General features: G+C 70.1%; 23 protein-coding genes. 6 read left to right on the forward strand and 17 right to left on the reverse strand.

The window, feature by feature from the left end:
- Window positions 1-135: 135 nt before the first annotated feature.
- Complete coding sequence (locus E6A21_RS03055) at window positions 136-834, forward strand: hypothetical protein (RefSeq protein WP_138442617.1); 699 nt, start codon at window positions 136-138, stop codon at window positions 832-834.
- On the opposite strand, the gene E6A21_RS03060 is transcribed toward E6A21_RS03055, so the two are convergent.
- Genes E6A21_RS03060 through E6A21_RS03070 form a run of 3 tightly spaced genes read right to left on the reverse strand, consistent with a single transcriptional unit; the run spans window position 758 to window position 4,829 of the window.
- Window positions 758-1,981 carry a fumarylacetoacetate hydrolase family protein gene (locus E6A21_RS03060; protein WP_138442618.1) on the reverse strand — a complete coding sequence of 408 codons (1,224 nt, stop codon included), beginning with the start codon at window positions 1,979-1,981 and terminating at the stop codon, window positions 758-760. The two genes, E6A21_RS03055 and E6A21_RS03060, sit on opposite strands and share 77 nt — an antisense overlap.
- A complete protein-coding gene (locus E6A21_RS03065; protein WP_138442619.1) occupies window positions 1,978-3,492 on the reverse strand; it encodes an aldehyde dehydrogenase (NADP(+)) in 1,515 nt (504 codons plus the stop codon). Before E6A21_RS03065 ends, E6A21_RS03060 begins: the two co-directional genes overlap by 4 nt.
- The gene (locus E6A21_RS03070; protein WP_138442620.1) at window positions 3,489-4,829 is read right to left on the reverse strand and encodes an enolase C-terminal domain-like protein; all 1,341 of its coding nucleotides are present in this window, start codon (window positions 4,827-4,829) and stop codon (window positions 3,489-3,491) included. The genes E6A21_RS03065 and E6A21_RS03070 overlap by 4 nt, the downstream gene beginning before the upstream one ends.
- A gap of 125 nt (window positions 4,830-4,954) precedes the next feature.
- Between E6A21_RS03070 and E6A21_RS03075 the strand changes: the two genes are divergently transcribed.
- Window positions 4,955-5,962: a squalene cyclase gene (locus tag E6A21_RS03075; RefSeq protein ID WP_138442621.1), complete on the forward strand. Its 1,008-nt coding sequence runs from the start codon at window positions 4,955-4,957 to the stop codon at window positions 5,960-5,962.
- 13 nt (window positions 5,963-5,975) lie between these two features.
- Here E6A21_RS03075 and E6A21_RS03080 read toward each other — a convergent pair whose 3' ends face one another.
- Together E6A21_RS03080 and E6A21_RS03085 are read right to left on the reverse strand one after the other, a co-directional pair.
- Window positions 5,976-6,941 (reverse strand): AraC-like ligand-binding domain-containing protein, encoded by a 966-nt coding sequence (locus E6A21_RS03080; protein ID WP_138442622.1) that lies wholly within the window; start codon window positions 6,939-6,941, stop codon window positions 5,976-5,978.
- Window positions 6,942-6,984: 43 nt separating this feature from the next.
- On the reverse strand, window positions 6,985-7,557 hold the full coding sequence (locus E6A21_RS03085; RefSeq protein ID WP_138442623.1) for a TetR/AcrR family transcriptional regulator: 573 nt from the start codon (window positions 7,555-7,557) through the stop codon (window positions 6,985-6,987).
- A gap of 107 nt (window positions 7,558-7,664) precedes the next feature.
- Here E6A21_RS03085 and E6A21_RS03090 point away from each other — a divergent pair, with 107 nt between their 5' ends.
- Both E6A21_RS03090 and E6A21_RS03095 read left to right on the forward strand, forming a co-directional pair.
- Entirely contained in the window at window positions 7,665-9,707 is a 2,043-nt protein-coding gene (locus tag E6A21_RS03090) for a primary-amine oxidase (protein ID WP_138442624.1), read from the forward strand.
- 144 nt (window positions 9,708-9,851) lie between these two features.
- Window positions 9,852-11,363 (forward strand): APC family permease, encoded by a 1,512-nt coding sequence (locus E6A21_RS03095; RefSeq protein WP_138442625.1) that lies wholly within the window; start codon window positions 9,852-9,854, stop codon window positions 11,361-11,363.
- A gap of 127 nt (window positions 11,364-11,490) precedes the next feature.
- Here E6A21_RS03095 and E6A21_RS03100 read toward each other — a convergent pair whose 3' ends face one another.
- Complete coding sequence (locus tag E6A21_RS03100) at window positions 11,491-12,246, reverse strand: phosphoribosyltransferase (protein WP_138442626.1); 756 nt, start codon at window positions 12,244-12,246, stop codon at window positions 11,491-11,493.
- A gap of 80 nt (window positions 12,247-12,326) precedes the next feature.
- On the opposite strand from E6A21_RS03100, the gene E6A21_RS03105 reads away from it, so the two are divergent.
- Window positions 12,327-12,938, forward strand: coding sequence for a DnaJ family domain-containing protein (locus tag E6A21_RS03105; RefSeq protein ID WP_138442627.1), 612 nt, complete (start codon window positions 12,327-12,329; stop codon window positions 12,936-12,938).
- Window positions 12,939-12,972: 34 nt separating this feature from the next.
- On the opposite strand, the gene E6A21_RS03110 is transcribed toward E6A21_RS03105, so the two are convergent.
- The 11 genes from E6A21_RS03110 to E6A21_RS03160 all read right to left on the reverse strand — a co-directional run bounded on the left by E6A21_RS03110 (window position 12,973) and on the right by E6A21_RS03160 (window position 24,513).
- Complete coding sequence (locus tag E6A21_RS03110) at window positions 12,973-13,821, reverse strand: HpcH/HpaI aldolase family protein (RefSeq protein WP_138442628.1); 849 nt, start codon at window positions 13,819-13,821, stop codon at window positions 12,973-12,975.
- Window positions 13,806-14,591: a 2-oxo-hept-4-ene-1,7-dioate hydratase gene (gene hpaH, locus E6A21_RS03115; RefSeq protein WP_138442629.1), complete on the reverse strand. Its 786-nt coding sequence runs from the start codon at window positions 14,589-14,591 to the stop codon at window positions 13,806-13,808. Before hpaH ends, E6A21_RS03110 begins: the two co-directional genes overlap by 16 nt.
- Before the next feature lie 3 nt (window positions 14,592-14,594).
- Window positions 14,595-15,728, reverse strand: coding sequence for a 3,4-dihydroxyphenylacetate 2,3-dioxygenase (gene hpaD / locus E6A21_RS03120; protein ID WP_246036148.1), 1,134 nt, complete (start codon window positions 15,726-15,728; stop codon window positions 14,595-14,597).
- A gap of 38 nt (window positions 15,729-15,766) precedes the next feature.
- The gene (gene hpaE, locus E6A21_RS03125; protein WP_138442631.1) at window positions 15,767-17,272 is read right to left on the reverse strand and encodes a 5-carboxymethyl-2-hydroxymuconate semialdehyde dehydrogenase; all 1,506 of its coding nucleotides are present in this window, start codon (window positions 17,270-17,272) and stop codon (window positions 15,767-15,769) included.
- 48 nt (window positions 17,273-17,320) lie between these two features.
- Window positions 17,321-18,031, reverse strand: coding sequence for a GntR family transcriptional regulator (locus E6A21_RS03130; RefSeq protein ID WP_138442632.1), 711 nt, complete (start codon window positions 18,029-18,031; stop codon window positions 17,321-17,323).
- A complete protein-coding gene (locus tag E6A21_RS03135; RefSeq protein WP_171041232.1) occupies window positions 18,028-19,518 on the reverse strand; it encodes a fumarylacetoacetate hydrolase family protein in 1,491 nt (496 codons plus the stop codon). Before E6A21_RS03135 ends, E6A21_RS03130 begins: the two co-directional genes overlap by 4 nt.
- Window positions 19,519-19,650: 132 nt before the next feature.
- Window positions 19,651-20,469 (reverse strand): alpha/beta fold hydrolase, encoded by an 819-nt coding sequence (locus tag E6A21_RS03140; RefSeq protein WP_138442706.1) that lies wholly within the window; start codon window positions 20,467-20,469, stop codon window positions 19,651-19,653.
- A gap of 67 nt (window positions 20,470-20,536) precedes the next feature.
- Window positions 20,537-20,866 (reverse strand): biotin/lipoyl-containing protein, encoded by a 330-nt coding sequence (locus tag E6A21_RS03145; RefSeq protein ID WP_138442633.1) that lies wholly within the window; start codon window positions 20,864-20,866, stop codon window positions 20,537-20,539.
- On the reverse strand, window positions 20,859-21,902 hold the full coding sequence (locus tag E6A21_RS03150) for an alpha-ketoacid dehydrogenase subunit beta (protein ID WP_138442634.1): 1,044 nt from the start codon (window positions 21,900-21,902) through the stop codon (window positions 20,859-20,861). Before E6A21_RS03150 ends, E6A21_RS03145 begins: the two co-directional genes overlap by 8 nt.
- Complete coding sequence (locus tag E6A21_RS03155; RefSeq protein WP_246036167.1) at window positions 21,895-22,890, reverse strand: thiamine pyrophosphate-dependent enzyme; 996 nt, start codon at window positions 22,888-22,890, stop codon at window positions 21,895-21,897. Before E6A21_RS03155 ends, E6A21_RS03150 begins: the two co-directional genes overlap by 8 nt.
- A 327-nt stretch (window positions 22,891-23,217) precedes the next feature.
- Window positions 23,218-24,513 (reverse strand): amino acid permease, encoded by a 1,296-nt coding sequence (locus tag E6A21_RS03160; RefSeq protein WP_246036168.1) that lies wholly within the window; start codon window positions 24,511-24,513, stop codon window positions 23,218-23,220.
- 389 nt (window positions 24,514-24,902) lie between these two features.
- Between E6A21_RS03160 and E6A21_RS03165 the strand changes: the two genes are divergently transcribed.
- Complete coding sequence (locus E6A21_RS03165) at window positions 24,903-25,373, forward strand: Lrp/AsnC family transcriptional regulator (protein ID WP_138442637.1); 471 nt, start codon at window positions 24,903-24,905, stop codon at window positions 25,371-25,373.
- Window positions 25,374-25,661 lie beyond the last annotated feature (288 nt).

Below are 25,661 nucleotides of genomic sequence, written 5' to 3' on the forward strand. Positions count from 1 at the left end.
ACTTTCCCTCGATCCTATAGGATATAGGAACACTTGGAAAGGCTCGCCCGAGAAGATCCGCCACCATTCTCTCCTCGTCAAGCGCCGTGCGCTCCTGTGAAGGCGCCATCGATCCGGAGAGGCCAGTCTGGACCTATGGCTGACACCGCCTTCAGGGCCGCACCTCCCACCCTCCGCCTCCGGGCACGCGGCACAGCAGATCGGTCCCGTTCCGCGGGCCACCACGCCAGATGGGCCGCAGCGGCCGCCGGGGGCGGCGTTGCCGCCCACCTGGCGATGGTGGCCTCGGGCGGCCTCATGGCTTGGGCCGCGGTCGTCATGGCAGCGGCCTGCGCCCCCTGCGCCTGGAGCATGTGGCGCGCGCCGTCGCTGCGCTCGGCCCGCATCCTCGTGGGCATGTCGCTCGGAATGGCCCTTCTGCACGGAGCGCTGCTGCTCGGCGTCACGCCGGGGATGGCCCAGGCGGGGATGGCTCACGCGGGGATGGCTCACGCGGGGATGGGGCAAGCCGGGATGGCCCACTCCGGGTCCGGCCACGCCGGAACAGCCCCAGCGCAGACGGCGGTTCCGTCCGCCAGCCCCGGACCGTCGTCGTCCGCCGTCGGACCCGGATCCTCGGATCCTGCCGACGGCGAGCTCTCGATGCTTGCCGTCGTCGGCGCGGACTTCGCGGCCGCCATGCTGGCTGCGAGCTGGATCCGGCGGTCGTCGTCCCTCGCGACGACCCGAGTTCAGGGCCAGGGCCGAGGGGCCAGCCTCAGGCCTCGACGCCGCGGCCGGCGGGAGCCGTGCTCGACCAGCTCATGCCGTTCCCGCGCAGTGCCGTCCTTGTGAGATAGGCGAAGAACTCGCCCAGGCCGTACTCCCACGGCGGAAGGTCCTCGCACCGCCCCACGACGTTGGCGAGCGTCCCGAGCCTCGGGCTCGAGATCGCCACGCGGTCCCCGACCTGATGGGTGAAGCCCTTCCCCGGTTCACCGCGGTCCTGTACGGGTGCGAAGAGGGTCCCGGTGAAGAGCGCGAAGCCGTCGGGGTACTGGTGGTGGCGGCCGACCGTGGCCGAGATGAGCTCCTCGAACGGCCTGCTGATGTGGGCGAGGCTGTTCCGCCCTTCGAGGCGGAAGCCATCCGCGCCGAGCACATCGAGCAGGATTTCCTCGTTCCGCAGTGAGTCGAGCGTGAAGCTGCCGTCGAAGAGGCGGATGAAGGGGCCCAGGGCGCAGGACGCGTTGTTGTCCTTGGCCTTTCCGAGCAGGAGGGCGCTTCGCCCCTCGATGTCGCGAAGGTTGACGTCGTTGCCCAAGGCGGCGCCCACCGCGCGGCCGTCAGGAGCGACGACGAGGACGAGCTCGGGCTCCGGGTTGTTCCACTCCGACGCGTCCAGGATCCCGATCTTCGCCCCGTGGCCCACGGACGCGAGCACCGGGGCCTTGCTGAACACCTCGGGATCCTTCCCGATGCCGACTTCGAGGTACTGGGACCACAGGCCTTCCTCCTTGAGGACGGCCTTCGCCTTCTCAGCCTCGGCGCTGCCCGGGCGCACCCCGTCGAGGCTGCCGCCCAGTGCCGCGCCCACCCGCTCGCGGAGCTGGGCCGCCCTAGCGGGGTCGCCCGCGGCGCGCTCCTCGATGACGCGCTCGATCATGCTCTCCACGAACGTCACGCCACACGCCTTGACCACTTGGAGGTCGATCGGTGCGAGCACATGCGGGCGCGAGCGGTCGCCCGCCTCGGCTGCCTCGACCACTTCGGCCGTGGACCAGCGCGGTGCGTCGTGGCGGGCGACGGCGCGGCGGACGACGTCGGCCGGGTCGGGTGTGGCGAGGAGGCCAGCCACCGTGGGTGCCCCCTCCTGGAGGTCGTAGACGTCCCGTCCCCGGACCGCGACGACGCGCGGCCCGCCGGCCTCGGGATCCCAGACTCGGCCGACGAGGACCGCGGCGTCCGCGTCCTCGGGCAGGATGTTCTCGAGCTCCGTCATTCTGCCTCTCCCTGTCCTATCTCCGGCCGCTTCCATACGCCGTCGACCCTTTGCGGGACGCGCCACGGGTTGGCGTCCCGCAGCGGCTCGGGCAGCCGATCCTCGGGCCACCCCTGGAAGGCAACGGCGCGCAGGAAGCGGCGGATGGCCGCAGTCCCGACCGAGGTCGTGTTGCTCGACGTCGCGGGGTAGGGGCCGCCGTGATGCTGGGCGTAGCTGACGGTCACGCCCGTGGGCCATTCGTTCCAGAGGACGCGCCCGCTGCGCTCGACGAGCCTCTCGGCCAGCTGCCCCGTGAGCTCGCCGGGCGTGGGGGAGACGTCGTCGGCCGTTCCCTGGATCGCCGTCGTGAGCTGCCCTTCAAGCAGGCCGACGAGCCGGAGGAGCTCGTCGTCGTCGGAATAGCGCACCACGAGGCTGGCCGGCCCGAACATCTCGCGGCGGAGCAGTTCGGGGTCGGCGAAGGCGGCGCCTGCCTCGGCCTCGAGGACGGTCGGCTCCGGTGCCGGGCCGAAGCTGCCCGGGATCAGGGTGCGAACGCCCTCGAGCGACGACATGGCGTCGACAGCCTTCTCGTAGCCGGCGGCCAGGTGCTCGCTGAGGAGCGGGTGGCGGGTGACCCCGCGAAGCGCCTCGCGGAGGGGCTGTTCGAGCTCCTCGTCCTCGCCGGCGGGGACGAACAGCAGGCCGGGCTTCGTGCAGAACTGCCCCATGCCCAACGTGAAGGAGCCCACGTACTGGGAGAGCACCTCGCTGCGGCGCTTCTGCCACGCGCTGGGCGTGACGACCACGGCGTTGATCCCGCCGAGCTCGCCGTAGAACGGGATGGGCTCGGGGCGCTTGGCCGCAAGGTCCATGAGGGCGCGTCCGCCTGCGGTCGAGCCCGTGAAGCCGATCGCCTTGACGAGGGGATGCTGGACGAGCTGAATGCCGGCTTCGCGTCCCGTGACGAGGCCGAAGAGGCCCGTCGGCGCACCCGCCGCCTCGAGGCCGCGGACGACGGCGGCGGCCGTCAGGACGGCGAGTTCGGGGTGGGCTTCGTGGCCCTTGTGCACGACGGCGCAGCCGGCCGCGAGCGCCGAGGCGGTGTCGCCGCCGGCGACGCTGAACGCGAACGGGAAGTTGGAGGCCCCGAACACGCCGACGACTCCGAGCGGGACATTCATCCGGCGGATGTCGGGGCGGGGGCCCATGCCCCACTGGGGATCGGCGTGGTCGATGGTCGCGTCCAGGTGTTCCCCGGCCCGGATCTCGGCTGCGAAGAGCCGCAGCTGGAAGACGCTGCGGCGCAGTTCACCCGTGAGCCTCTGCTCGGCGAGGTGCGTTTCCCGTGACGCGACCTCGACGAGCGCTTCCGCGTCGGCCTCGAGTGCGGACGCCACCGAATCGAGCCACTCGGACCTCGTCCTCGGATCCGCGCTCCTGCCCTCGAGGAAGGCCCGGTGGGCCGCCTCGACGGTCTCGGCGAGATCTGCCGCCGTCGTCTGCTCTCTGATCGCGCCCTGGCTCATCGCGCGTCTCCCGCCAGGCTCGGGGAGGAGACGGCAGCGCGTGACCCGACCTCGAGCCAGCCTGGCCCGGACGGGAACTCCCAGCGCTCGCGGGAGGCTGCGAGGATCTCGGCCCCCGTGCCTGGGCGCTGGGGCGCGAGGTATCTGCCGCGGTCGATCCGGACGGGGTCGGCAAAGTGCTCGTGGAGGTGGTCGACGTACTCGATCATGCGGTCCTCCTGGGTTCCGGAGACGGCCGCGTAGTCGAAGAACGAGAAGTGCTGGACGAGCTCGCAGAGCCCGACGCCGCCGGCGTGCGGGCAGACGGCCACGCCGAACTGGGCCGCGAGGAGGACGTTGGCGATGTTCTCGTTCACGCCGGCGACCCTCGTGGAGTCGATCTGGAGGACGTCGATCGCGCCGGCCTGCAGGAGCTGCTTCACGACGATCCTGTTGGCCACTGCCTCGCCGGTCGCGACCCGGATCGGGGAGACGCCCTTCCGGATGGCGGCATGGCCGAGGATGTCGTCCGTGCTCGTCGGCTCTTCGATCCAGTACGGCTCGAACTCCGCGAGCGCCTTGACCCATTCGATGGCTTCGGGGACGTCCCAGCGCTGGTTGGCGTCGATGGCGATGGGCAGCGTGCCCACGGCCCCTCTCGCGAGGCCGAGGCGGCGGCGGTCGTCCTCGACGCTTCCGCCGACCTTGAGCTTGATCATGGAGAAGCCGTCGGCGACGGCTTCCCGGCTGAGCCGCACGAGCTTCTCGTCGCTGTAGCCGAGCCAGCCCGGCGAGGTCGTGTAGGCAGGGTAGCCGTCCGACTGGAGCGCTGCGATCCGCTCTTCCTTGCCGGACTGCCCGGCCCGCAGGAGGTCGAGTGCCTGGGCGGGGGAGAGGGCGTCCGAGATGTGGGTGAAGTCGATGACGTCGACGATCTCCTCCGGGCTCAGCTCGCTCAGGAGAAGCCAGAGCGGCTTGCCCTCGCGGCGGGCCCTGAGGTCCCACAGCGCGTTGACGAGTGCGCCGCATGCCATGTGGCTCACCCCCTTCTCCGGGCCGAGCCAGCGGAGCTGGGAATCGTGGACGAGGCGTCGGGACGCCTCGCCGAGGTCGGCCACGAGGGCGTCGGCGTCGAGGCCGGTCAGCAGCTCGCCGTAGGACTGGATGGCTCTGACCACGATTTCGTTGCCGCGACCGCCCGTGAAGACGAAGCCATGGCCCTCTTCGCCTGCATCCGTGCGGATGACGACGTAGGCGGCCGAGTAGTCCGGGTCGACGTTGACGGCGTCGGAGCCGTCGAGCTCGAGCGAGGTGGGGAAGCGGATGTCCTGAGTCGTGATGGAGGAGATGCGGGCCATGGGACTCCCTCGTCGTTGGGGTGCTGATCCTTGTCAGCTACTGATCCTATAGGATATCGAATAGCCTCTCCGAGGGCTAGGGCGGGACCGTTTACGAGCGGACCAGCACTGACTAGCCTGTGGCCATGGCGGTTCCCGACCCAGTCCTCGCATGGCTCGTGGAATCAGACCCGGCTCTCCGCTGGCAGGTCGAGCGGGACCTCCTCGGCTCTCCTCGTCGTACGTGGGCCGCGACGCGCGCCCGGGTTGCCGACGAGGGGTTCGGCGGCCGCCTGCTCGCCCTCCAGGAGCCGGACGGCCAGTGGGCAGGGGGATCTTACTTTCCCGGCGACTTCGACTTCCACGGCCCGGAAGCCGCCGAGGGTGCGGGGCAGCCGTGGACGGCAACGACGTGGAGCCTCAACGCGCTCCGCGACTGGGGCCTCGACGCGGCAGCGCTCAGCGGAACCGCGGAGCGCCTCGCCGCCAACAGCCGCTGGGACTACGGCGGCCTCCCGTATTGGGGCGGCGAGGTCGACTGCTGCATCAACGCCTACACCCTGGCCAACGGCGCGTGGCTCGGCGCGGATGTCGGTGGGATCGCCGACTGGTTCCTCGGGCACAGGATGGACGACGGCGGGTGGAACTGCGAGTGGGTCAACGGATCGAGGCGGTCCTCATTCCACTCGACCCTCAACGCCCTCCGGGGTCTCCTCTACTACGAAGCCGCGACGGGCGGCACCCGAACGCTCCGGAGCGCGCGCAAGGCGGGGGAGGAGTACCTCCTCGAGCGCCACCTGCTCCGGAGGCTCACGACGGGCGAGACCGTCGGTCCCTGGGCCACGCGCTTCGCCTACCCGTTCCGCTGGCAGTACAGCGCGCTGCGTGCCCTCGACTACTTCAGGTGCGCCGCCCGTCACGACGGCATCGCGCCCGATGAGCGCCTCGCGGAGGCGATCGCCGTCGTCCGTGCCGAACGGCGGAACGACGGGACGTGGCTCCAGGGGAGCGTGACCCCGGGCCGCGTGTGGTTCGAAGTCGACGTGCCGGAGGGCGAGCCGTCGAAGTGGCTGACGTTCTTCGGCTCTCGGGTCCTCGAGTGGTGGGACGGGGCGGCTGGGGCCCGGAGGCCTGGCCCTGTTGACGCGGTCTAGCTGTTGACGCTGTCTACGCGTTGGCCCTGTAGCCCGTGGGCGATTCGCCGAACGCGGCCCGGAAGATGCGGCTGAAGTGCGCGGAGTCGAGGAAGCCCCACCTCGCAGCGATCGCCGTCACTGGCCGGTCGGCGAGCACGGGGTCCCGGAGGTCGCGGCGGCAGCGCTCGAGCCGGCGCTCGCGGATCGACGACGCGACGGTCGTGCCGAGCTCTCGGAAGAGGTCGTGCAGGTGGCGGGTCGAGATGTAGTGCGCCGCGGCGATCGACCCGGGGGAGAGCTCGGGATCGCCGAGCCGGGCCTCGATGAAGTCGTGGATGCGCGCGAGGAGGATCTGGTGCGGGTCGCGCGAGGCAGCGGCCCGCATGTCGAGTTCGCCGTTGAACAGTGTGGTCACAAGGTCGAGGGCGTTGCGGACGAGGCGGGTGCCGTTGGGCCCTGCGATCGCCTCGAGGTTCTCCGCGAGGCGGATCAGGAACGGGCTCACGAGCAGCCCGAGTCCACTGGAGCCGCTGATGGCCGTCGCGGTCACCTGTGCCATGGCCTCCGCGGGAAGGTCGAGCGCGGCGTGCGGGAACATGAGCACGAGCGAGCGGAAGTCGCCGTCGAACGCGAGCGTGTACGGCCGGTCAGTCGAATACACCGCGAGGTCTCCCGGCTGCAGCACGGCTTCCCTGCCGTCCTGGAGGAGGAGCCCCGTGCCCGCGAGCTGGATGCCGAGCTTGAAGTACTTCAATTCGGACGCGGCGATGAGCTCCTCGGTCCGGTGGACGGCGTGACCGCTCGCGTCGACCTCGATCATGGCGAGGTCGTCGGGCAGGAGCCGCTTGCCCCGCATGGTTCCTCGGAAGCCCGCGGGACGGTCGACGGTGACCTTGAGCGGCACAAAGGACTCCGAGGTCGCCCAGCGCCACGTGTCGGCGTCGTGCGCGACGGAGAGGTCGAGGGCGGCCGCCGGGGACGTGGTGGGTGGTGTCATCCTGATCCTCCCTTGGGTGAGGGCGTCGAGCTTGGATGGGTCTTTAGACGAGGGCGTCGAGAAGGGTGTCGAGCTGGGCGACGAGCTTTTGGGGCGAGTGGTGGGCGGGGGAGAGGGTGGCCGTGATCTGCGCCCCGAGCAGGAGGTCCATCACGGCTCCGACTGAGTTCTCGGGGTCGTCGCCCCGGTAGCCCGCGTCGGCGAGCAGCAGCTTGAGGGACTCGCGCCACTGCTCCATGGCGCGGTCGTGCACGGCGGCTTTCGCGGGGTCCTGGAGGGCCTTCTGCCAGAACGCGATGGCGACCCGGGCCTCGTTGAGCCGCTCGTCGTCGAGCGGCAGGATCTCGTGGCAGTACGCGCGGAGGGCCGCCCGGCCCGAGAGGCCTTGGGTGGCCTCCCTCATGCGCCGGTTCGTCTGGGCGAAGATGTGCTCGAACGCGAAGTCGAGCAGGTGGTCCTTCGTGGGGAAATAGGGTTTGAGGGCACCGTTCGCGAACCCGGCTGCGGCCGCGATGTCCCGCATCGTCGCGCCGTCGAGGCCCTTCTCGGCGATGATCCGCCAGGTCGCGTCCACGAGCTCCACTCGGCGCTGGTGGTGGTCCACGATCTTCGGCATCGCCCTCCGCTTTCTCCCGATCTTTTTTCTACGGCTGTTGTGATTCAGCTTACAGGCGGTTATTGTCTACGTCTATAGAAAAAACCGACTTCCAGCCCGGAGGCACCATGAGCACCGAGACGCCGACGTCCCAGACCCACGAGACCAGCCAGGGAGTCGGCCACGCATGCCACAGCGCGGCAGCGGAAGCGACAGAAGGCAGCGCCTACGCCCTGGCGAGCGCCGAGGAGATCAACGCGGTCCGCGAGGTCCTCGCCGAGGTGGGCCGATGGAGCGAGACGACCCGCATCGCGTACCTCGGGCTCGTCGACCCACCGCGCCGTTCGGCTGCCGACGCCGAGCACGACGGTGCTTCTGCCGAGGCTCCCGTCGACCGGCGCTTCCGGGCGTTCGTGCACGACATCTCCGGGGGTCGGCCGCACGACGTCGTCGTCTCCGTGACCCACCGGAGCCTGGTCTCCGACGTCGAACTCGACACGGCCGTCATGGGCGAGCTTCCGGTCATGGCGGAGGAGTTCGAGGCCGTCGAGGAGATCCTCAACGCGGATGGGCGTTGGCTCGAGGCACTCGCGGCCCGCGAGCTGGACGTCGCCAAGGTCCGGGTCGCGCCCCTCTCCGCGGGCGTGTTCGAGTACCCGGAGGAGAAGGGGCGCAGGATCCTTCGGGGGCTTGCGTTCGTCCAGGAGTCCCCCGAGGACCTTCCCTGGGCCCACCCGGTCGACGGGCTCGTCGCGTACGTCGACATCGTCAACCGCTCGGTCGACCAGATCCTGGACTTCGGGCCCGTCCCCGTGCCTTCCGAGCACGGCAACTTCACCGACCCGGAGCTCACCGGTCCGCTGCGCACAAGCCAGCGGCCGATCGAGATCACACAGCCCGAGGGGCCCAGCTTCACGGTCACCGGGGGAAACCACGTCGAGTGGGAGCGGTGGAGCCTCGATGTCGGCTTCGACGTGCGCGAGGGCCTCGTGCTGCACAACATCGCATTCGACGACGTCGCCTCGGACTCCCCGCGGAAGGCCAGCGCCCCGCGTCGGCGGCGGATCCTGGACCGGGCCTCGATCGCCGAGATGGTCGTCCCGTACGGGGACCCGTCGCCCGTGCGCTCGTGGCAGAACTACTTCGACACGGGCGAGTACCTCGTCGGCCAGTACGCGAACTCGCTCGAGCTGGGCTGCGACTGCCTCGGCGAGATCACGTACCTGAGCCCGGTGGTGAGCGACTCGTTCGGCAACCCGAGGACCATCCGCAACGGCATCTGCATGCACGAGGAGGACTGGTCGATCCTGGCCAAGCACTCGGACCTGTGGGCGGGCGTGGACTACGTTCGGCGCAACCGTCGCCTCGTCATCAGCTTCTTCACCACGATCGGAAACTACGACTACGGCTTCTACTGGTACCTCTACCTCGACGGCACGATCGAGTTCGAGGCGAAGGCGACCGGCGTGGTGTTCACGAGCGCGTACCCCGGCAAGGGCTACGAGTACGCGTCGGAGCTCGCCCCCGGCCTGGGTGCGCCCTTCCACCAGCACCTGTTCAGCGCACGCCTCGACTTCGCCCTCGACGGCGGCCCGAACCGGGTCGAGGAGGAGGACGCCGTGCGCGTCCCCCTTGGTCCCGGCAACGAGCGCGGCAACGCGTTCACGCGCCGCCGCACCGTGATCCGCCGCGAGTCCGAAGGGGCCCGCAGCGCCGACATGGCGGCTGGCCGCACGTGGATCGTGTCCAACCCCGAGTCCCTCAACAGGCTCGGGGAGCCGATCGGCTACAAGCTGCACCCGCAGGGGCAGCCCATGCTGCTCGCGGACCCGTCCTCCTCAGTCGCTCGGCGCGCCGCGTTCGCGATCAGGGACCTGTGGGTCACCGCCTATGACGAGGCGGAGCGGTATCCGACAGGGGACTTCGTCAACCAGCACTCCGGCGGCGCAGGCCTCCCGGCCTTCCAGGCCCGGGACCGCGACCTCGACGGCACCCAGCTGGTCGTCTGGCACACCTTCGGCCTCACCCATTTCCCCCGCACTGAGGACTGGCCCATCATGCCTGTGGACCACGTGGGGTTCCGCCTCCGGCCAGAGGGATTCTTCGACCGCAGCCCCGTCCTCGACGTCCCCCCGTCGGCCCCGCGCGAGGGCGGCCACTGCCACCCCTAGTCGCGGCTTGGCCCCACGCGCTGAGCCTCGCTCCCGAGGACAAGAAGCGTTCGCTGTGGGACAAGTCACACGGCACGCGGCCGCAGCACGATGGTGCTGCGGCCGCAGCCGCATCCAACGATCCTTATTGAGACTGGAGAACCCATGAGCATCGAGACGAGCTCGCACCGCGCGAAGGGGGGCACGCCAGCCGTGGCACACGCAAGGGAGCGTAGGCTCGGCGTGGCGTCGGTGACCATGATGATCATCGCCGCTTCCGCGCCGCTGACTGTCCTCGCCGGCGGCGTGACGACGACCTTCGCCGTGACAGGGCTCCTCGGTGTGCCCCTGTCGTATCTGATCCTGGGGGCCGTGCTGGCCGTCTTCGCGGTGGGCTACGCCGCGATGAGCCGTCACGTCACCAACGCCGGCGCGTTCTACGCGTACGTCTCCCAAGGCATCTCCCGCCCCGCCGGAGTCGGGGCCTCGCTCGTGGCGCTCATGGCCTACAACCTCATGCAGGTCGGCATCTACGGGCTCTTCGGCTTCACGGTCTCCTCGCTCCTGTCCGCGAGGTTCGGCCTCAGCGTCCCGTGGTGGATTCCGGTGATCATCTGCATCGCGGTCGTCGCAGTGCTCGGCGTCAACCGCGTCGACCTCTCGGCCAAGGTCCTGGGTGGGCTTGTCGCCCTCGAGTTCCTCGTCGTCATCGTGTACGACGTCGTCTCATTCGCCGTTGCCCCCGAGGGTGTCACAGCGGCCCCGCTCTCGCCCGCCAGCCTGTTCGTCCCGGGCGTGGGAGCGGTCCTCTCGTTCGGGGTCGCCGCGTTCATGGGCTTCGAGTCCGCGGCGATCTATGGCGAGGAAGCCAAGGACCCGCAGCGGACCATCCCGCGCGCGACCTACACCGCGGTCGGCGTCATCGCGGTCTTCTACGCCGTCTCCTCGTGGGCCATGGCCGTGGGCACGGGACCGTCGCAGCTCTTCGACGCGGCAGGGAAGCAGGGGCCGGACCTCGTCTTCGGCTTCCTCTCCGGCCACGTCGGCCAGCTGGTCGCGGACATCGCACAGGTGCTGTTCTGCACGAGCCTCTTCGCGGCCCTCGTGAGCTTCCACAACGCGGTGGCGCGCTACTTCTTCTCCCTCGGCCGCGAGCGCGTCATCCCCGCATGGCTCGAGGCGACGAGCCGCCACGGTGCGCCCAAGGCGGGCTCCCTCGTCCAGACCGGGATCGCCGTCATCGTGACCGTTGCCTTCGCGATCGCCGGGAACGGAGCCGACCCGCTCTATCCCGTGCTCACGATGTTCACCTGGCTCACGAACGCCGGCGCGATGGGCCTTGTACTGCTCATGGCGGTCGTCTCGGTGGCCGTCATCGGCTTCTTCCGGCGGCGCCGTCGGCTCGCCCAGGGCGCGTGGTCGGCCGTCGTGGCCCCCGCCATCGGCGCGGTCGCCCTCGCGGTCATCTTCGGCTTCATCGTCGCGAACTTCGACGTGCTGCTCGGCCAGACGGAGTCCAGCCCCGTGAGCTTCATCCTTCCGGCCCTGATCATCGTCCCGGGGGTGGCAGGGATCTTCTGGGCGCTCCGGATCCGCCGCGTGGATCCGGCCGTGTACCAGCGGATCGGGCATGGCGAGGAAGAGACGAGGGCGCACCACCTGGGCGAGGACGACTAGGGTCTGAACGCCCTAGCCGATGCATCCCTGAAGGAGACAGTTTGGAAGTGGCGTGGGCTCGCCTCGGTGCAGGGTAGGTAGCGGTACCCAGCCGGGCGAGTCCACGCTGGCCTGTGCCCATGCTGGCCTACCCGGGCGCTGGCCTGTCCAGGGGCGCGTCCCGGTGCTCGAGCAATCCGCGGACCTCGTCGTCGCTGCACTGCGGGAAGCCCTTGTAGGCCCCGCCGACCGAGAGGAAGGCCGGAGGCTGGTGCGGGCACACGACCCGATCCGCCACTTCGGCAAGATCCTCGACGACTCCCGGCGGAGCGACCGGCAGGGCGAGGACGACGGCGCGCGCACCCGCCGCCCGGACTGCGGCGATCGCCGCCCTCGCGGTGTCCCCGGTCGCGGCGCCGTCGTCGCACACGATGACCGTGCGACCGGCCGCCCCCTGGCGGCGACCAGCGAGGAAGAGGGCCTCCTGACGCTCGAGCTCGGAGATCTCACGTTGGCGCCCCCTCTCGAGCGACGCATTCGCGAATCCCGCAGCGAGGAGGCGGCGGACCAGGGGCATGTCCACATCGGCGCAGCGCTCGCCGTCGCACGAGGCGATTGCCCCGAAGGCGACCTCCTCGTGGCCCGGGATGCCCAGCTTCCTGGCGGGCACGACGTCGAACGGCAGGCCAAGGGCACGCGCCACCTCGGCAGCCACCGCGACCCCGCCGCGGCTCAGGCCGACGACGAGGGGGAGGTGCCCCGATCCCGGCAGGCTGTCTCCGGTCGGGCTCTCTCGGAACACGGTGCCCCTGAGCGCCGACGCAAGGACGCGCCCCGCGTGGGCGCGGTCCAGGTAGAGGCCCGTGCCCTCATCCGCTGGTCCAGCCCCCGGGGATGAGGCCATGATGTCAGTATGCGCGCTCAGGCCGCCGGCGTCCGGGTAAGGATGCTCCAGTCGATTCTGGTGGTGCGAGGTGATGAGCTGTGAGTCCTGGGGGAGCTGACGAGCTGAGGCGGCGCCTTGAACGCGCCGCCGAGCTCAGGGCGGCCGGGGACGCGGAGAGCGATCCTGAGCAGGCCGCCGAGGAGGAGCTGCGCAAGAAGCGCCTGAAGTTCGACCCTGCGGTCCGAGCGGAGTACCTCGTGCGGGACGCGATGGCGCGCGGCGAGTTCGACAACCTCAAATACGCCGGGAAGCCGATCCCGGGACTGGGCGGGACGTACGATCCCGACTGGTGGATCAAAGGCCTCATCCAGCGCGAGCAGCTGACCGGCCTGGGGCCGAAGGCCTTGCTCCTGCGCGTCGAGGACGCGCAGATGGACGAGCGCCTCGACACGTTCTCGAGCGAGCGCGAGGTGCGCGCGGCCGTGGAGGACTTCAACGCGAGGGTGATCGATGCGCGGCGGCAGCTCGAGGGCGGGCCGCCCGTGATCACGAAGACCCGGGACGTCGACGGCGAGGTGCAGCGGTGGCGCGAGCGGCGGGAAGAACGGTCGGCCGCGGCTCGGAGCGATGAGGAGGAGGCTGCGGCCGAGGAGGAGGTGCGGAGGAAGCAGCGCACATGGTGGCGGCGGCTCTGGCGGGGGCAGCACTAGGCCATGTGCCTGGCCGCCCCCGCCAGGCGAGGTGTCAGTAGCCCGCCGGCCGCTCGGCGTCGTCCGTGCCCGGGTCTGAGAAGCGGACGGCGAGCTCCTCGCTCGAGCGCGCGAGGATGGCGACGTCCGCGCCCACGAGGACGAAGCGGGCGCCCGCCTCGATGTACCGGCGTGCCGTCGCCTCGACGAACGCGTTGACGCCTGCGGGCTTCCCCGCCGTCTGCGCGGCGGCGAGGCAGCGTTCGACGGCGGAGACCACCTCGGGATGCTCCTGCTGGCCCAGGTAGCCCATCGACGCAGCGAGGTCGGACGGGCCGATGAAGATCGCGTCGACGCCGTCGACGGCGAGGATCTCGTCGACGTTGCCCACCGCCTCGGCCGTCTCGATCTGCACCGCGAGCGAGATGGTCTCGTCGGCCCGGGCGAGGTAGTCCGGGATCCGGTTCCAGCGGGCCGCACGCGCCAGCGCGGACCCGACCCCGCGCACGCCGTGCGGCGGGTACCGCACGGCGGCGACGGCGGCCCGCGCCTGCTCGGCGTCGTTGACCATCGGGATGAGGAGGTTCTGCGCGCCGAGGTCGAGGTATTGCTTGATCAGCACGACGTCGTTCCACGGCAGGCGCACCATGGGCAGGACGGGGTAGCCGTGCACGGCCTGAAGCTGCGCGAGGACAGACTCGAGCGAGTTGGGGCTGTGCTCGGTGTCGATGAGGATCCAGTCCGCACCGGAACCCGCCATGATCTCGGCGACGAGAGCGCTGCCGGAGCAGACCCAGAGGCCGATCTTCGCTCGCGCTTCGCCGCCTCCCTGGGCCTTGTCCTGTCCCTCCGGCTGGGCGAGCGCGTGCCGGAACGTCCGCTCGGGCTCTAGGCGAAACGGCATGTCACTGTCCCCAGGGGTCCGTAGTCGGCGAACACGGTGTCTCCCTCGTACACCCACATGGGCCGAGTGAAGGATCCGGCGAGGACGAGGTCGCCGGCCCTCAGGGACTGCCCGTGCTGGGCGAGCTTGTCGGCGAGCCACGCGACCCCGCTCGCAGGGTGGTTGAGGACGCCGGCAGCAACCCCGGTCTCGACGATCTCCTGATTCTGGTAGAGGAGAGCGGAGACCCAGCGGAGGTCGACGTCGTGCGGCCGCACCGGGCGCCCGCCGACCACCATGGCGCCCATCGCCGCGTTGTCCGAGATCGTGTCGACAATGGTGCGGCCCTGCATCTCGATGCGGGAGTCGAGGATCTCGAGGGCCGGGACCACGTAGTCCGTGGCGTCGAGGACGTCGAAGAGCGTGACGCCCGGGCCCTTGAGGTCCTGGCTGAGCCGGAACGCGAGCTCGACCTCGATCCTGGGATGCGTGTAACGCTTCCACTCGACCACTGCCGCGTTCCCGAGGACCATGTCGTCGAAGATGACTCCGTAGTCCGGCTCCGTGATCCCGGTCGCGGCCTGCATCGCCTTGGACGTCAGCCCGATCTTGCGGCCGACGACACGCTTGCCCTGAGCCTCGAGCCGAGAGGCCCAGAGCTTCTGCACCGCGTACGAGTCCTCGATGTCCATGCCCTCGTACCGGGTGTGGAGGAGTGCGACGGGAGTGCGGGTCCGCCCGGCCTCGACGAGTTCGTCGGCGATCTTCTCGATGGTCTGGGGATCCAGCACGTCTCAGACCTGGCTTCCCAGCTTGAAGCCCTTCGAGGCCTCGCCGCGGTAGGAGCCCGCGTCGTCGCCCGCGCGTGTGTAGGAGAAGCCGTCGGCGCCGATCGTCACGGCCATCTCGGACTTGTCCTCGCGCTTGATGACCTCCTGCGGGTTCCCGTCCAGGTCGAGCACGAGCGAGGCCTCCGTGTACCAGCTGGGGACCACGGGGTTGCCCCACCAGTCACGGCGCTGGTTGTCGTGGACATCCCACGTGATGGTGGGGTTGTCCGGGTCGCCCGTGTAGTAGTCCTGCGTGTAGATCTCCACACGGTGCCCGTCCGGGTCGAGGATGTAGAGGTAGAACGCGTTGGACACCCCGTGGCGGCCGGGCCCGCGCTCGATCCGGTCCGACATGCGCAGCGCGCCCATCTTGTCGCAGATCTGGATGATGTTGTGCTTCTCGTGGGTCGAGAACGCGATGTGGTGCAGGCGCGGACCGTCGCCGCCGGTGAGGGCGGTGTCGTGGACGGTCTCCTTGCGGTGCAGCCAGGCCGCGTACGTGGTGCCCTCGGAGTCCTTGATGTCCTCCGAGACGCGGAAGCCGAGGCCCTCGAGGTAGGTGCGGCCCCGCGGCACGTCGGGAGTGACCTGGTTGAAGTGGTCGAGGCGCACGAGCTCGCCCGCCGAGTACAGGTCATAGCGCATGTGGAGGCGCTCCACGTGCTCGACCTCGTAGAAGAACTCGTACGGGAAGCCCAGGGGATCCTCGACGCGCACGGCGTCGCCGATGCCCCGGACGAAGCCCTCCTTGCGGCGTTCGGTGCGGCAGCCGAGTTCTCGGAAGTAGGCCTCGGCGCGGTCCACGTCCTCCGGTGTGCGCACGCGGAACGCGAACGCCGCGGCGGCAGCGATCGGTCCCTTGCGCAGCACGAGGTTGTGGTGGATGAACTCCTCGAAGGAACGCAGGTAGATCGCCTCGTCGTCCTCGTACGTCACGTGGAGGCCGAGGAGGTCCACGTAGAAGTCGCGGGACCGCTTGAGGTCGGTGACGACGAGGTCGAGGTAGGCGCAGCGGACAATATCGGGCGCGGGGACGGAGGGCACAAGGCCGGATGGGTCGCTGGTGGGACGGTGGGCGGATTCGGTGTTGTCGGTCACGGTGTCTCTCCTCATTGAGCGTTCTCGGGATGTGGGCGTCAGGCGCCGAACTTCGGGGTGTGGACCTCGCCGAGCGTGATGTGGACGGCCTGCTGGTCCGTGTAGAAGTCGATCGAGCGGTAGCCGCCCTCGTGGCCGAGCCCGGAGGCCTTGACGCCACCGAACGGCGTGCGGAGGTCGCGGACGTTGTGCGAGTTGAGCCAGACCATGCCGGCGTTGATCGACTGGGCGAAGTTGTGGGCCCGCTTGAGGTCGTTCGTCCACACGTAGGCGGCGAGGCCGTACTTCGTGTTGTTCGCGAGCGAAAGGGCCTCGTCGTCGTCGTCGAACGGTGTGATCGCCACGACCGGGCCGAAGATCTCCTCCTGGAAGATCCGCGCGTCGGGCTTCACGTCTGCGAACACTGTCGGGGCGACGTAGGAGCCGTCCTCCTGCCCCTCGGGAAGGTGCTCGGGGCGGCCGCCGCCGGCCAGGAGGCGCCCCTCGGACTTGCCGATCTCGACGTAGCTCATGACCTTCTCGTAGTGCTCGGGGTGCACGAGCGCGCCGACCTGGGTCTTAGGATCGTGCGGGTCGCCGACGACGATCTTCTTGGCCCGCTCCGCGTACCGCTCGGTGAATTCGTCGTAGACGCTGCGCTCGACGAGGATGCGCGAGCCGGCCGTGCAGCGCTCGCCGTTGAGGGAGAAGACGCCGAAGAGCGTGGAGTCGATCGCGGCGTCGAGGTCCGCATCGGCGAAGACGACGGCGGGGGACTTCCCGCCGAGCTCCATCGACATTCCCTTGAGGTTCTCCGCGCAGTTGCGGAAGATCAGCTGTCCGGTCGACGATTCGCCCGTGAACGAGATGAGCGGGACGCCCGGGTGCTTGACGAGCGAGTCGCCGGCGGTCTCACCGAAGCCGTTGACGAGGTTGAACACGCCCTCGGGCAGGCCCGCCTCCTCGAAGATGCCTGCCCACAGCGACGCCGAGAGCGGCGTGAACTCGGCCGGCTTGAGCACGACGGTGCACCCGGAGGCGATCGACGGCGCGAGCTTCCAGGACTCGAGCATGAACGGCGTGTTCCACGGCGTGATGAGGCCGGCCACTCCGATGGGCTTGCGGTTGACGTAGTTGAGCTGGCTGCCGGGCACCTTGAGGGCGTTGTCCTGCTGCGCGACGATGAGGTCCGCGAAGAAGCGGAAGTTCTCGGCCGCGCGCTGCGCCTGGCCTCGCGCCTGCGTGATCGGAAGCCCGGTGTCGAAGGTCTCCATCTCGGCGAGCCGGCTTTCCTGCGCCTCGACGGCGTCGGCGACCGCGTTGAGGATCCGTGCCCGGGCCCGCGGCTTCATGCGGGGCCACGGACCGTGCTCGAATGCGTCGGTCGCGGCGGCGACGGCAGCGTCGATGTCCGCCTTCTGGCCGGACGCTGCGGTCGCATACGTGGTGTTGGTGACGGGGTCGAGGACCTCGAATGTCTCAGCGCCGATCGAGTCGACGCGCTTGCCGCCGATGTAGTGCTGCAGGTGGGTGGGCAGGTTCTCCGGCACGAAGTGCTTGCTCATGGTGCTCCTTAGGCGTTTAGAGCGGGGTCTCGAGGGTGATCGGGTTGGTCAGAGGACGGGGAAGGCTGGGTGAGCGTCGGTCCGCGCGAGGTAGGCGTCGAGGGTGGCCGAGCGGTGGCGCCTGGCGGCAAGTTCGACCTCGGCCGTCGGGGCCCCTCGCTCGATGAGCTGCAGGAGCACCTCGTGCTCCTCGACCGACTCGGGTGCGCGCTCGGGGACGAAGCTGAACGTCGAGCCGCGGAGGGCCGTGAGCCGGTTCCAGCCGCGGTGGACGAGGTCCAGGATGTGCGGGTTCGGGCAGTGTTCGAACAGCACGCTGTGGAAGTCATGGTTGAGCTGCGTGAACCTGACCGGGTCGAAGTTCTCCGGGAAGTCCGCCAGCATCGCGTGCATGCGGCCGTTCACCTCCCGTGCGGCGTCGAGGTCGGCCCGTCGCACGGAGGGTGCGGAGAGGGCCGTCGCCGCGCCTTCGACGAGGCTCAGGGTCTGCATCGTGTAGAGGTACTCGACCGGGTCGATGCCGGCGACAGTCGCCCCGACGTTCTTCTCGAACGTGATGAGGCCTTCGGCCTCGAGTCGCCGGACTGCTTCGCGGACCGGCACGACCGAGATGTCGAGCTCGGCCGCGACCTGCGAGAGCACGAGGCGGGACCCCGGCCCGAGCGCTCCCGAGACGATCCGGCCGTGGATCCATTCGTAGGCGAGCTGGGACTTGCTTGCAGCGGGCGAGGCTGCCATCGCTCCGGCCTGCCCGCTCATGGCCGCCGCCCCGCTTCAGCCTCGTAGCGCTCGCGCCACCCGGCGTTCATGGGGAACAGGCCGTCCACCGGATAGCCTTCGGCGACCCGCTCCGCGACCCACGCCTCCTCGCGTTCCTGGGCGGCGGCGTCGTTCGCGACCTCTTCGACGAGCTGCGGCGGGATGACGACGATGCCGTCCTCGTCGCCCACGATCACGTCGCCCGGCTGCACGGCGGCGCCGCCGCATGCGACCGTCTCGTCGACGGCCCACGGGACGTGCTTCCTGCCGAGGACTGCTGGGTGGGGGTTCGCGCCCCAGGCGGGGATGTCCATTCCGGAGACGGGGCCGAAGTCGCGGATGCCGCCGTCCGTGATGATCGCCTCGGCCCCGAGGACCTGGGCGCGGAGGGCGAGGACGTCGCCGAGCGTGCCCGATCCCTTCTCGCCGCGGGCCTCCATGACGAGGACGTCGCCGGGGCGGAGGGAGTCGACCGCGCGCTTCTGCGCGTTGTAGCCGCCGCCGTGCGCCACGAAGAGGTCCTCCCGGGCGGGAATATAGCGGAGTGTGCGGGCGGTGCCCACGATCTTCGCGCCGGGCTTGGTCGGGGTGAGGCCCTCGATGTGGCAGTTCTGCATGCCGCGCTTCCGGAGCTGGACGCTCAGCGTCGCGGTCCCGACGGAACGGAGGCTCGCCTCGAGTTCTGGGGTGAGGACGCTCGCCGGGCGGCTGTCGTGCGGGGCGACGCCCGCGGCCTCGGCGGAGCCCCACGCGTCGATGCGCTCGGCGTCGTTCACCTTCGGCATCGCGCCGATGGGGGAGAGGACCAGATCGGACTGGACCACCTTGTTCGAGAGGCGTCCGGTGCTCACCGGCGTTCCGTCCAAGGCTGCGCCGTCCACCTCGACCTCGAGGACGTCGCCGGGCTGGGCCACTGTCGCGCCGGCGGGGGTGCCGGTGAGGATGATGTCCCCTGGGTGGAGGGTCATGAGCCTCGAGAGGTCCGCGATGAGGTGGGCGAACGGGAAGAGCAGGGTCGAGGTCGAGTCCTCCTGCACGAGCTCCCCGTTCCGCCAGGTGCGGACGCGGAGGTTCGTCGGATCGAGCTCCTGTGCCGGCAGGAGGGTCGGGCCGATCGGCGCGATGCCGTCGACGCCCTTCGAGCGCAGGTTCGAGCCCTTGTCCGGCCAGCGGAGGTCCGCCAGCCCGGCGTCGTTCGCGGCCGTCACCCAGCCCACGTGCTGCCACGCCTCGTCGATGCCCACGTTGCGGACGCGGCCGCCCATGATGAGGGCCACCTCGCCCTCGAACGTGAAGAGCTCGACGTCCCGGGGCCTCAGGAGTTCCGCGCCGGAGAGGGCGAGCGAGGTGGCCGGCTTGAGGAAGTACGAGGGAACCTCGGGGGTGCGGCCGCGCTGGGCCGCGCGGCTCGGGTAGTTGAGGTGCACCGCGATGACCTTGCCGGCGGCGTCGATCGTGTCCTGGCCCAGGCGGTCGTGCTGCTCCACGGTTCCCTCTTCCTCGAGTCGGCGGCCGGGCGAGGGCGCGTATGCTCCCGTGCACCTCGGCTGGATCGTATACGATCATCGTATACGATCCAGTGTGCCCCGCTCGGAGGCTCCCGTCAACCCCTGGGCCGCCTAGGCCGCGAGGAACTCGATCGCAGCCTGCTTGAAGGCCCGCGCGGTGACCGCGTTGATGTGGTTCCGCCCGGGGATCAGCAGGACCTCGGCCTGGGGCACGAGGCCGCGAAGGGCCTCGATCCCAGCCGCCCGCTCGTCCTTCTCTCCGGCGACGATGAGGATGGGCTGCCGGGGCACCGCTTCCGCCGCGTCGAACGGCTCCTCCTTGACCGCCTCCACGAGGGAGAGGAGCGCATACATGTCGGACTCCGGTGACGCGAGGGCCATGGTCACGAGCGCCGACGTGGATCCGTCGGCGATCGGGGTGCCGTCTGCGAGGAACCGCTGCGCCGCCGCGAGGTCGAACTCCGCGAGCGGGTCGTGGCTGCTGGGGCCGCCGAGGACGAGGCGCCGGACGAGCGTCGGCTGCGTCGCGCCGAACTCCCACGCGAGCCGCGACCCCAGCGAATACCCGATGACGTCGAGCCCGCTGTCGGGGTGGCCCGCGACGAGCGGGCGGGCACCCGCGTCGGTTGCGATCTGCAGGAGGTCGGCCCGGATGCGGCTGGGCGAGTAGGAGTCCACGTCCTCGGGCGCGGCGCTGAGCCCGTGCCCGGGGAGGTCGACGGCGATGACGCGGCGGCCGGCGTCGAGGAGCGCGGGTACCCAGCCGCTCTGCACCCAGTTGAGCGCGACTGAGGAGGCGAAGCCATGGATCAGCAGGACGGGCGGCAGGGCGGCGGCGTCCTCGGGTTCGAAAGTCTGGACGTTGAGCCCGGGGTCAGTGCCCTCGACCGTGTGATGCGCGGACGCTCCCGCGTGCCGCCCCGTCGCCATCGCCATCAGTCCCTCTTCCTGAGTCCAGTCCGGCCCGTTGCAGTGCCTTGAGTTAGTCGTCGAGTTCTCAGTCGTCGTCGAGGTTTGCGCTCAGCCGGACGCGCCGCTTGGGCGCCTCCTCCCGTGGCACGGTGCCGACGATCCCCGCGGTGTCGTCGGGGACCTCGAAGACGACGAGCGGGTCGCCGACCTTGATCACATCGCCCGGCGCGCCGTGGACCTTGAGGACCTTGCCGGACTGCGGCGAGGGGAGCTCGAGCGCCGACTTCGTTGTCTCGACCTCGACGAGCGGCTGGTTGCGCTCGACCTGGTCGCCCTCGGCGACGAGCCATTCGAGGACGGTGGCCTCGATGAGGCCTTCTCCGAGGTCGGGGAGGGGGAAGGGGATCTCAGCCACGCTTGTACTCCAATACTCGTTGGATGCCGAAAAGGATCCGGTCGATGTTCGGGATGTACTCGTCCTCCAGGTCACCTGAGGGATACGGTACGTCGAACCCGGTGACCCGCTCAACGGGCGCCTTGAGGGTTCCGAAGCAGCGCTCCGTGATGACCTGGGCCACCTCGGCGCCGAGGCCCGAGGTTCGCGGCGCTTCGTGGACGACGACGGCCCGGCGGGTCTTCCCGACGGAGGCCGCCAGGGCGTCGCCGTCGATGGGCTTGAGCCACCGCAGGTCCAGGACCTCGACGTCGATCCCGTCCTCGGCTGCGAGCTCGGCGACCTGGAGGCACCGCGCGACCATGGCGCCCCAGGCGACAAGGGTGAGGTGCCGTCCCGGCCGCGCGATGCGTGCACCGCTGAGCTTGGACGAGGGCGCCCCGCCCTCCGGGGTCACTTGGCCCTTCTGCCAGTAGCGCGACTTGGGCTCCATGAAGATCACGGGATCGGCCATGCGGGCCGCGGCCCTCAGCAGCGAGTAGCCCTGCTGCGGGTCCGATGGCGAGACGACCTTGAGGCCCGGGACGTGGGCGAAGAGGGCCTCGAGGCTCTCGCCGTGATGCTCGGGGGCGCGGATCCCGCCGAAGCTCGGGACCCGGAGCGTCACCGGCATCGGCAGGGTGCCGCGGCTGCGGTAGTTCATCCGGGCCAGCTGGCACACGATCTGATTCACCGCGGGGTAGGCGAAGCCGTCGAACTGGACTTCGGGGATGGGGTGGAAGCCGGCCATCGCGAGGCCGATCGACATGCCCAGGATGCCGGACTCGGCGAGCGGCGTGTCGAAGACCCGCTCTGAACCATGCTTTGCGGCGAGACCCGACGTGACGCGGAAGACGCCGCCGAGCGTCCCGACGTCCTCCCCGAGCACGAGGGCCTTGGGGTTCTCGGCGAGGATCTCGTCGAGCGCGAGGTTGAGCGCTCCCTGGAGGGAGAGTTCGAGGGGAGCCGTCGTGGCCTCCGTCGTCCCGGCGTCCGGCGTGGTCAGGGTGTCAGGCATCCTCGGACTCCTTGCGCGATTCGGTTTCTTCCTGCCAGTTGGCCTTCTGCCGCTCGAGCTCGTCCGTGGTCTCCTGGAAGACGAGGTCGAACATCTCGGCGCCGGGGCGCGGGCCTAGGGCGAGGACGCCTTCCCGGACCTGCTCGGCCTCGGCGGCGGCTGCGGCCTCGGCAGCATCGAGTGCCGCGGTGTCAGCGGCGCCCTCGGCGAGGATCCGCTCCCTGAGGCGCCCGATCGGGTCGGCCCCGGCGTCGGCCCGCTCCTCTTCGAGGGTGCGATAGCGGCCGGGATCGTCGGAGGTCGCATGGGGGCCGCGTCGGTAGGTCATCGCCTCGACCAGCACTGGGCCGTGGCCCGCGCGAGCGTGGGCCACGGCGCGGCGGGTCGCGGTGAGGACGGCTGCTGGGTCGTTGCCGTCGACCTTCAGAGCGGGGATCCCGTACCCCGCGCCTCGGGCGGAGACGCTGCCGCCGGCGACCTGCTTCTCGGTCGGCACCGAGATCGCCCAGCCGTTGTTCTGGACGAAGAACACGACCGGTGCCTTGAACACGGCGGCGAAGTTCATGGCCTCGTGCACGTCGCCCTGGCTCGAGGCGCCGTCGCCGAGGTAGGTGATGGCCACGTTGTAGCCGTCCTCGGGCAGCTCGCCGCGGGCCTCGAGGGTCTGGCCATGAGCCCAGCCGACGGCGTGGAGGACCGAGCCGGCAACGACGGCCTGGATCGGGGCGACGTGTGCGGCCGCGGGGTCCCAGAGGCCGCCGTGCCAGGTGGCCTTGTGCGTGGCCATGTACTCGACCATGTCGACACCGCACGCGCGAGCGACGCCGAGCTCCCGGTAGGTCGGGAAGACGAAGTCACGCCGCGTGTCCACCGCGAGGGCCGAGCCCACCTGTGCGGCCTCCTGCCCGAGCTCCGGTGCGTACGCCGGGATGATGCCCTGGCGCTGCCACGAGATCGCGGCCCGGTCGAGGTGCCGGACGGCAGTCATGAGCCGGTAGAGCTCCACGAGCTCGCCCGGCGTGACGGGGTCGACGACGGGAAGCTGGGGGAGCGGCTCCCTCGGCGCGTTCGCGAGCGCACCGCGCCCCGGCGCCGTCGTGCTCTGTCCTGAAGTTTGCATAGTAAGAACGTAGATTGAGGGAGCAGGCTGTGCAACGTCTCAGGCTGACAATGTACAAAGTGTTCCCCGATGCGTGCTTGTGGCCCACGTCACGCGGCAGAGTGCCTAGGCGCAGAACTGCCCCGGTTTCCGGACCATGCCGCGCGCTTCAGCGCAGGGCGATGTCCGGAACCCGGGGCAGTTCAAGGGGGCGCGCTAGGCCTTCGCCGCCGCGGACCGACGCCGCAGCGCGCTGCCGGCGGCGAGCACGACGACGAGGCCGAACGTGCTGAGCAGCTGCGGCCGTGAGTCGTCGCCAATGAGCCCGACGGCGAAGATCGCCGCGAGCAGGACCAGGCCGAGTGACGTCAGCCACGGGAATCCGGCCATGCGAAGCGGCAGCTCGACGCCGTCGCGGTCCGCGCGGCGCCGGAGGACGAGCTGGGAGACCAGCGCCGACCCCCACACCATGAGGCACGTCGATCCGACGATGTTGAGCAGCACGGGGAGGACCCGGTCGGGGAAGAGGAGCTCGAGTACGGTCGCGACGACGCCGAACGCGACGCTCGACACCACGGCGACCGCGGGCACCCGCGACGCCGTGAGTGCCGAGAGGGCCCGCGGGGCCTCGCCGCGCTCAGCGAGGGAGAACACCATGCGGGACGCGCCGTACAGGTTCGCGTTGAGGGCCGACAGGAGCGCGACGACGGCGACGAGCGTGATTGCGGTGGCGGCGCCCGGCATGCCGGCGGCGTCGAGGACGCCGGCGAAGGGGCTCTTGAGCGCGTCCGAGCCGGACGGGATGACCGCGGCGATGATGAAGATCGAGCCGAAGTAGAACACGAGGATGCGCCACACGACTGTCCGCACGGCCTTGCCCACGCTGCGCGCCGGATCGCGCGTCTCAGCTGCAGCGACCGAGACGATCTCGGTGCCGCCGAAGGCGAACGCGACGACGAAGAGTGCGGTGGCAATTCCCTCGAAGCCATGCGGTGCGAAGCCGCCGAAGTTCGTCAGGCCGGGGGAATGGGCGCCGGGGATCCAGCCGAACAGGAGCGCGACGCCGACGACGAGGAAGCCGACGATCGCGACGACCTTGAGCAGGGCGAACCAGAACTCGAACTCGCCGAAGTTCCGGACGCGGGTGAGGTTGACGGCCGTGAGCGCGGCGATGAAGGCGAGCGCCATGAGCCACACGGGAAGTGCAGGGAAGACGCTCGCGAGAAGGCCCGCCGCGCCGAGGGCCTCCGCCGCGATGACGACGACGAGCTGGAGCCACCACAGCCAGCCGACGGTGGCGCCGGCCACCGGTCCGAGCGCCCGGGCCGTGTAGACGGAGAACGCACCGCTGTTCGGGTTCGCCGCGGCCATCTCGCCGAGAGCCCACATGACGAGGATGATGAGGCTCCCGGCCACGAGGTAGGAGACGAGGACGGCCGGGCCCGCGGCTTGGATGCCTGCGCCCGAGCCGATGAAGAGACCCGCGCCGATGGCGCTGCCGAGGCCCATCATCGTCAGCTGCCGGGGCTTGAGGGCGGCCCCGAGCGTCGACGTCGTCGTCGTTTCCGCGTCTTGGGTGCCTGCTGTCGCTGCTCCGGTGCCCGATGTCGCATCGCGGGTGCCTGATGTCGCATCTGCAGTGTGCATAGGTGTCATTGACCCTCTTTGGTTCTTCGATGGCCGCGGCGGGGTGTGCCGGGCCAGGGGACGGTGACGAGGATAGCCCGAAATCCCACGGCCGTGTGGCGCCCATCACGGGGCTGAGCAGTGTGCGCGCATCGGCATCCGGAAGGGCGGCCGCCCTGAGCAGAATGCGCAATGAAGGAAAACCGCGGCATCAATCTGTACCATCTTGAGAAAGCCTGCGCGGCACCCGGCCAGTGCGGGAGTGGAGGTCACTCATGCGGGTCGACGAGCTCGACGCGAAGATCGTCCGGCTGTTCACCGAGGAGCAGCGCATGTCCGTCCTCGAAGCCTCGCGCATCCTCAAGGTCGCCCGGGCGACGGTCCAGGCGCGCCTCGACCGGATGACGGCGAACGGTGTGATCGCCCACTGGGTCCCGCAGCCCGAACCGCGCGCCTTCGGGTTCCCTGTGGTGGCGTTCTGCTTCCTCACCATCAACCAGGACCTCGGGCACGACGCCGTCTCGAGGGCACTCGCGGCGATCCCCGAGGTCATCGAAGTCCACACTGTCTCGGGCGACAGCGATCTCATGGCCCGCGTCGCGGCCCGGTCGAATTCCGATCTGCAGCGCGTCCTCGACATCATCATGGCGACCAAGGCCGTGGTCCGCTCGTCGAGCGTGATCGCGCTCAATACCCATTTCGAGGGGCGCACCCTGCCGCTCCTGGAGGCAGCGGCCCGCGGCTGACCCCCTCCGCGCCCCCACCGTTTCGGGTACGCCAACTTGGCCGCCTGACCGTTTCGGGTACGCCAACTTCACCGCCTGACCGTTTCGGGTACGCCAACTTGGCCGCCTGACCGTTTCGGGTACGCCAGCCTTCACAACGCGCCGCTTGGGGTTTCTGCTTCAGTTCAGGACTTCGAAGCAACGCTTGCGATGATTTCGGGGGCATGAGCTGAGGAGTCGCATGGCGCGTAGGGAGCTGACTGCTGAGGATCGGCTGATGATCCAGGCGGGGATTGGAAAGCGGATGTC

The sequence above is a fragment of the Sinomonas susongensis genome (assembly GCF_005877005.1).
Taxonomy (GTDB): domain Bacteria; phylum Actinomycetota; class Actinomycetes; order Actinomycetales; family Micrococcaceae; genus Sinomonas; species Sinomonas susongensis.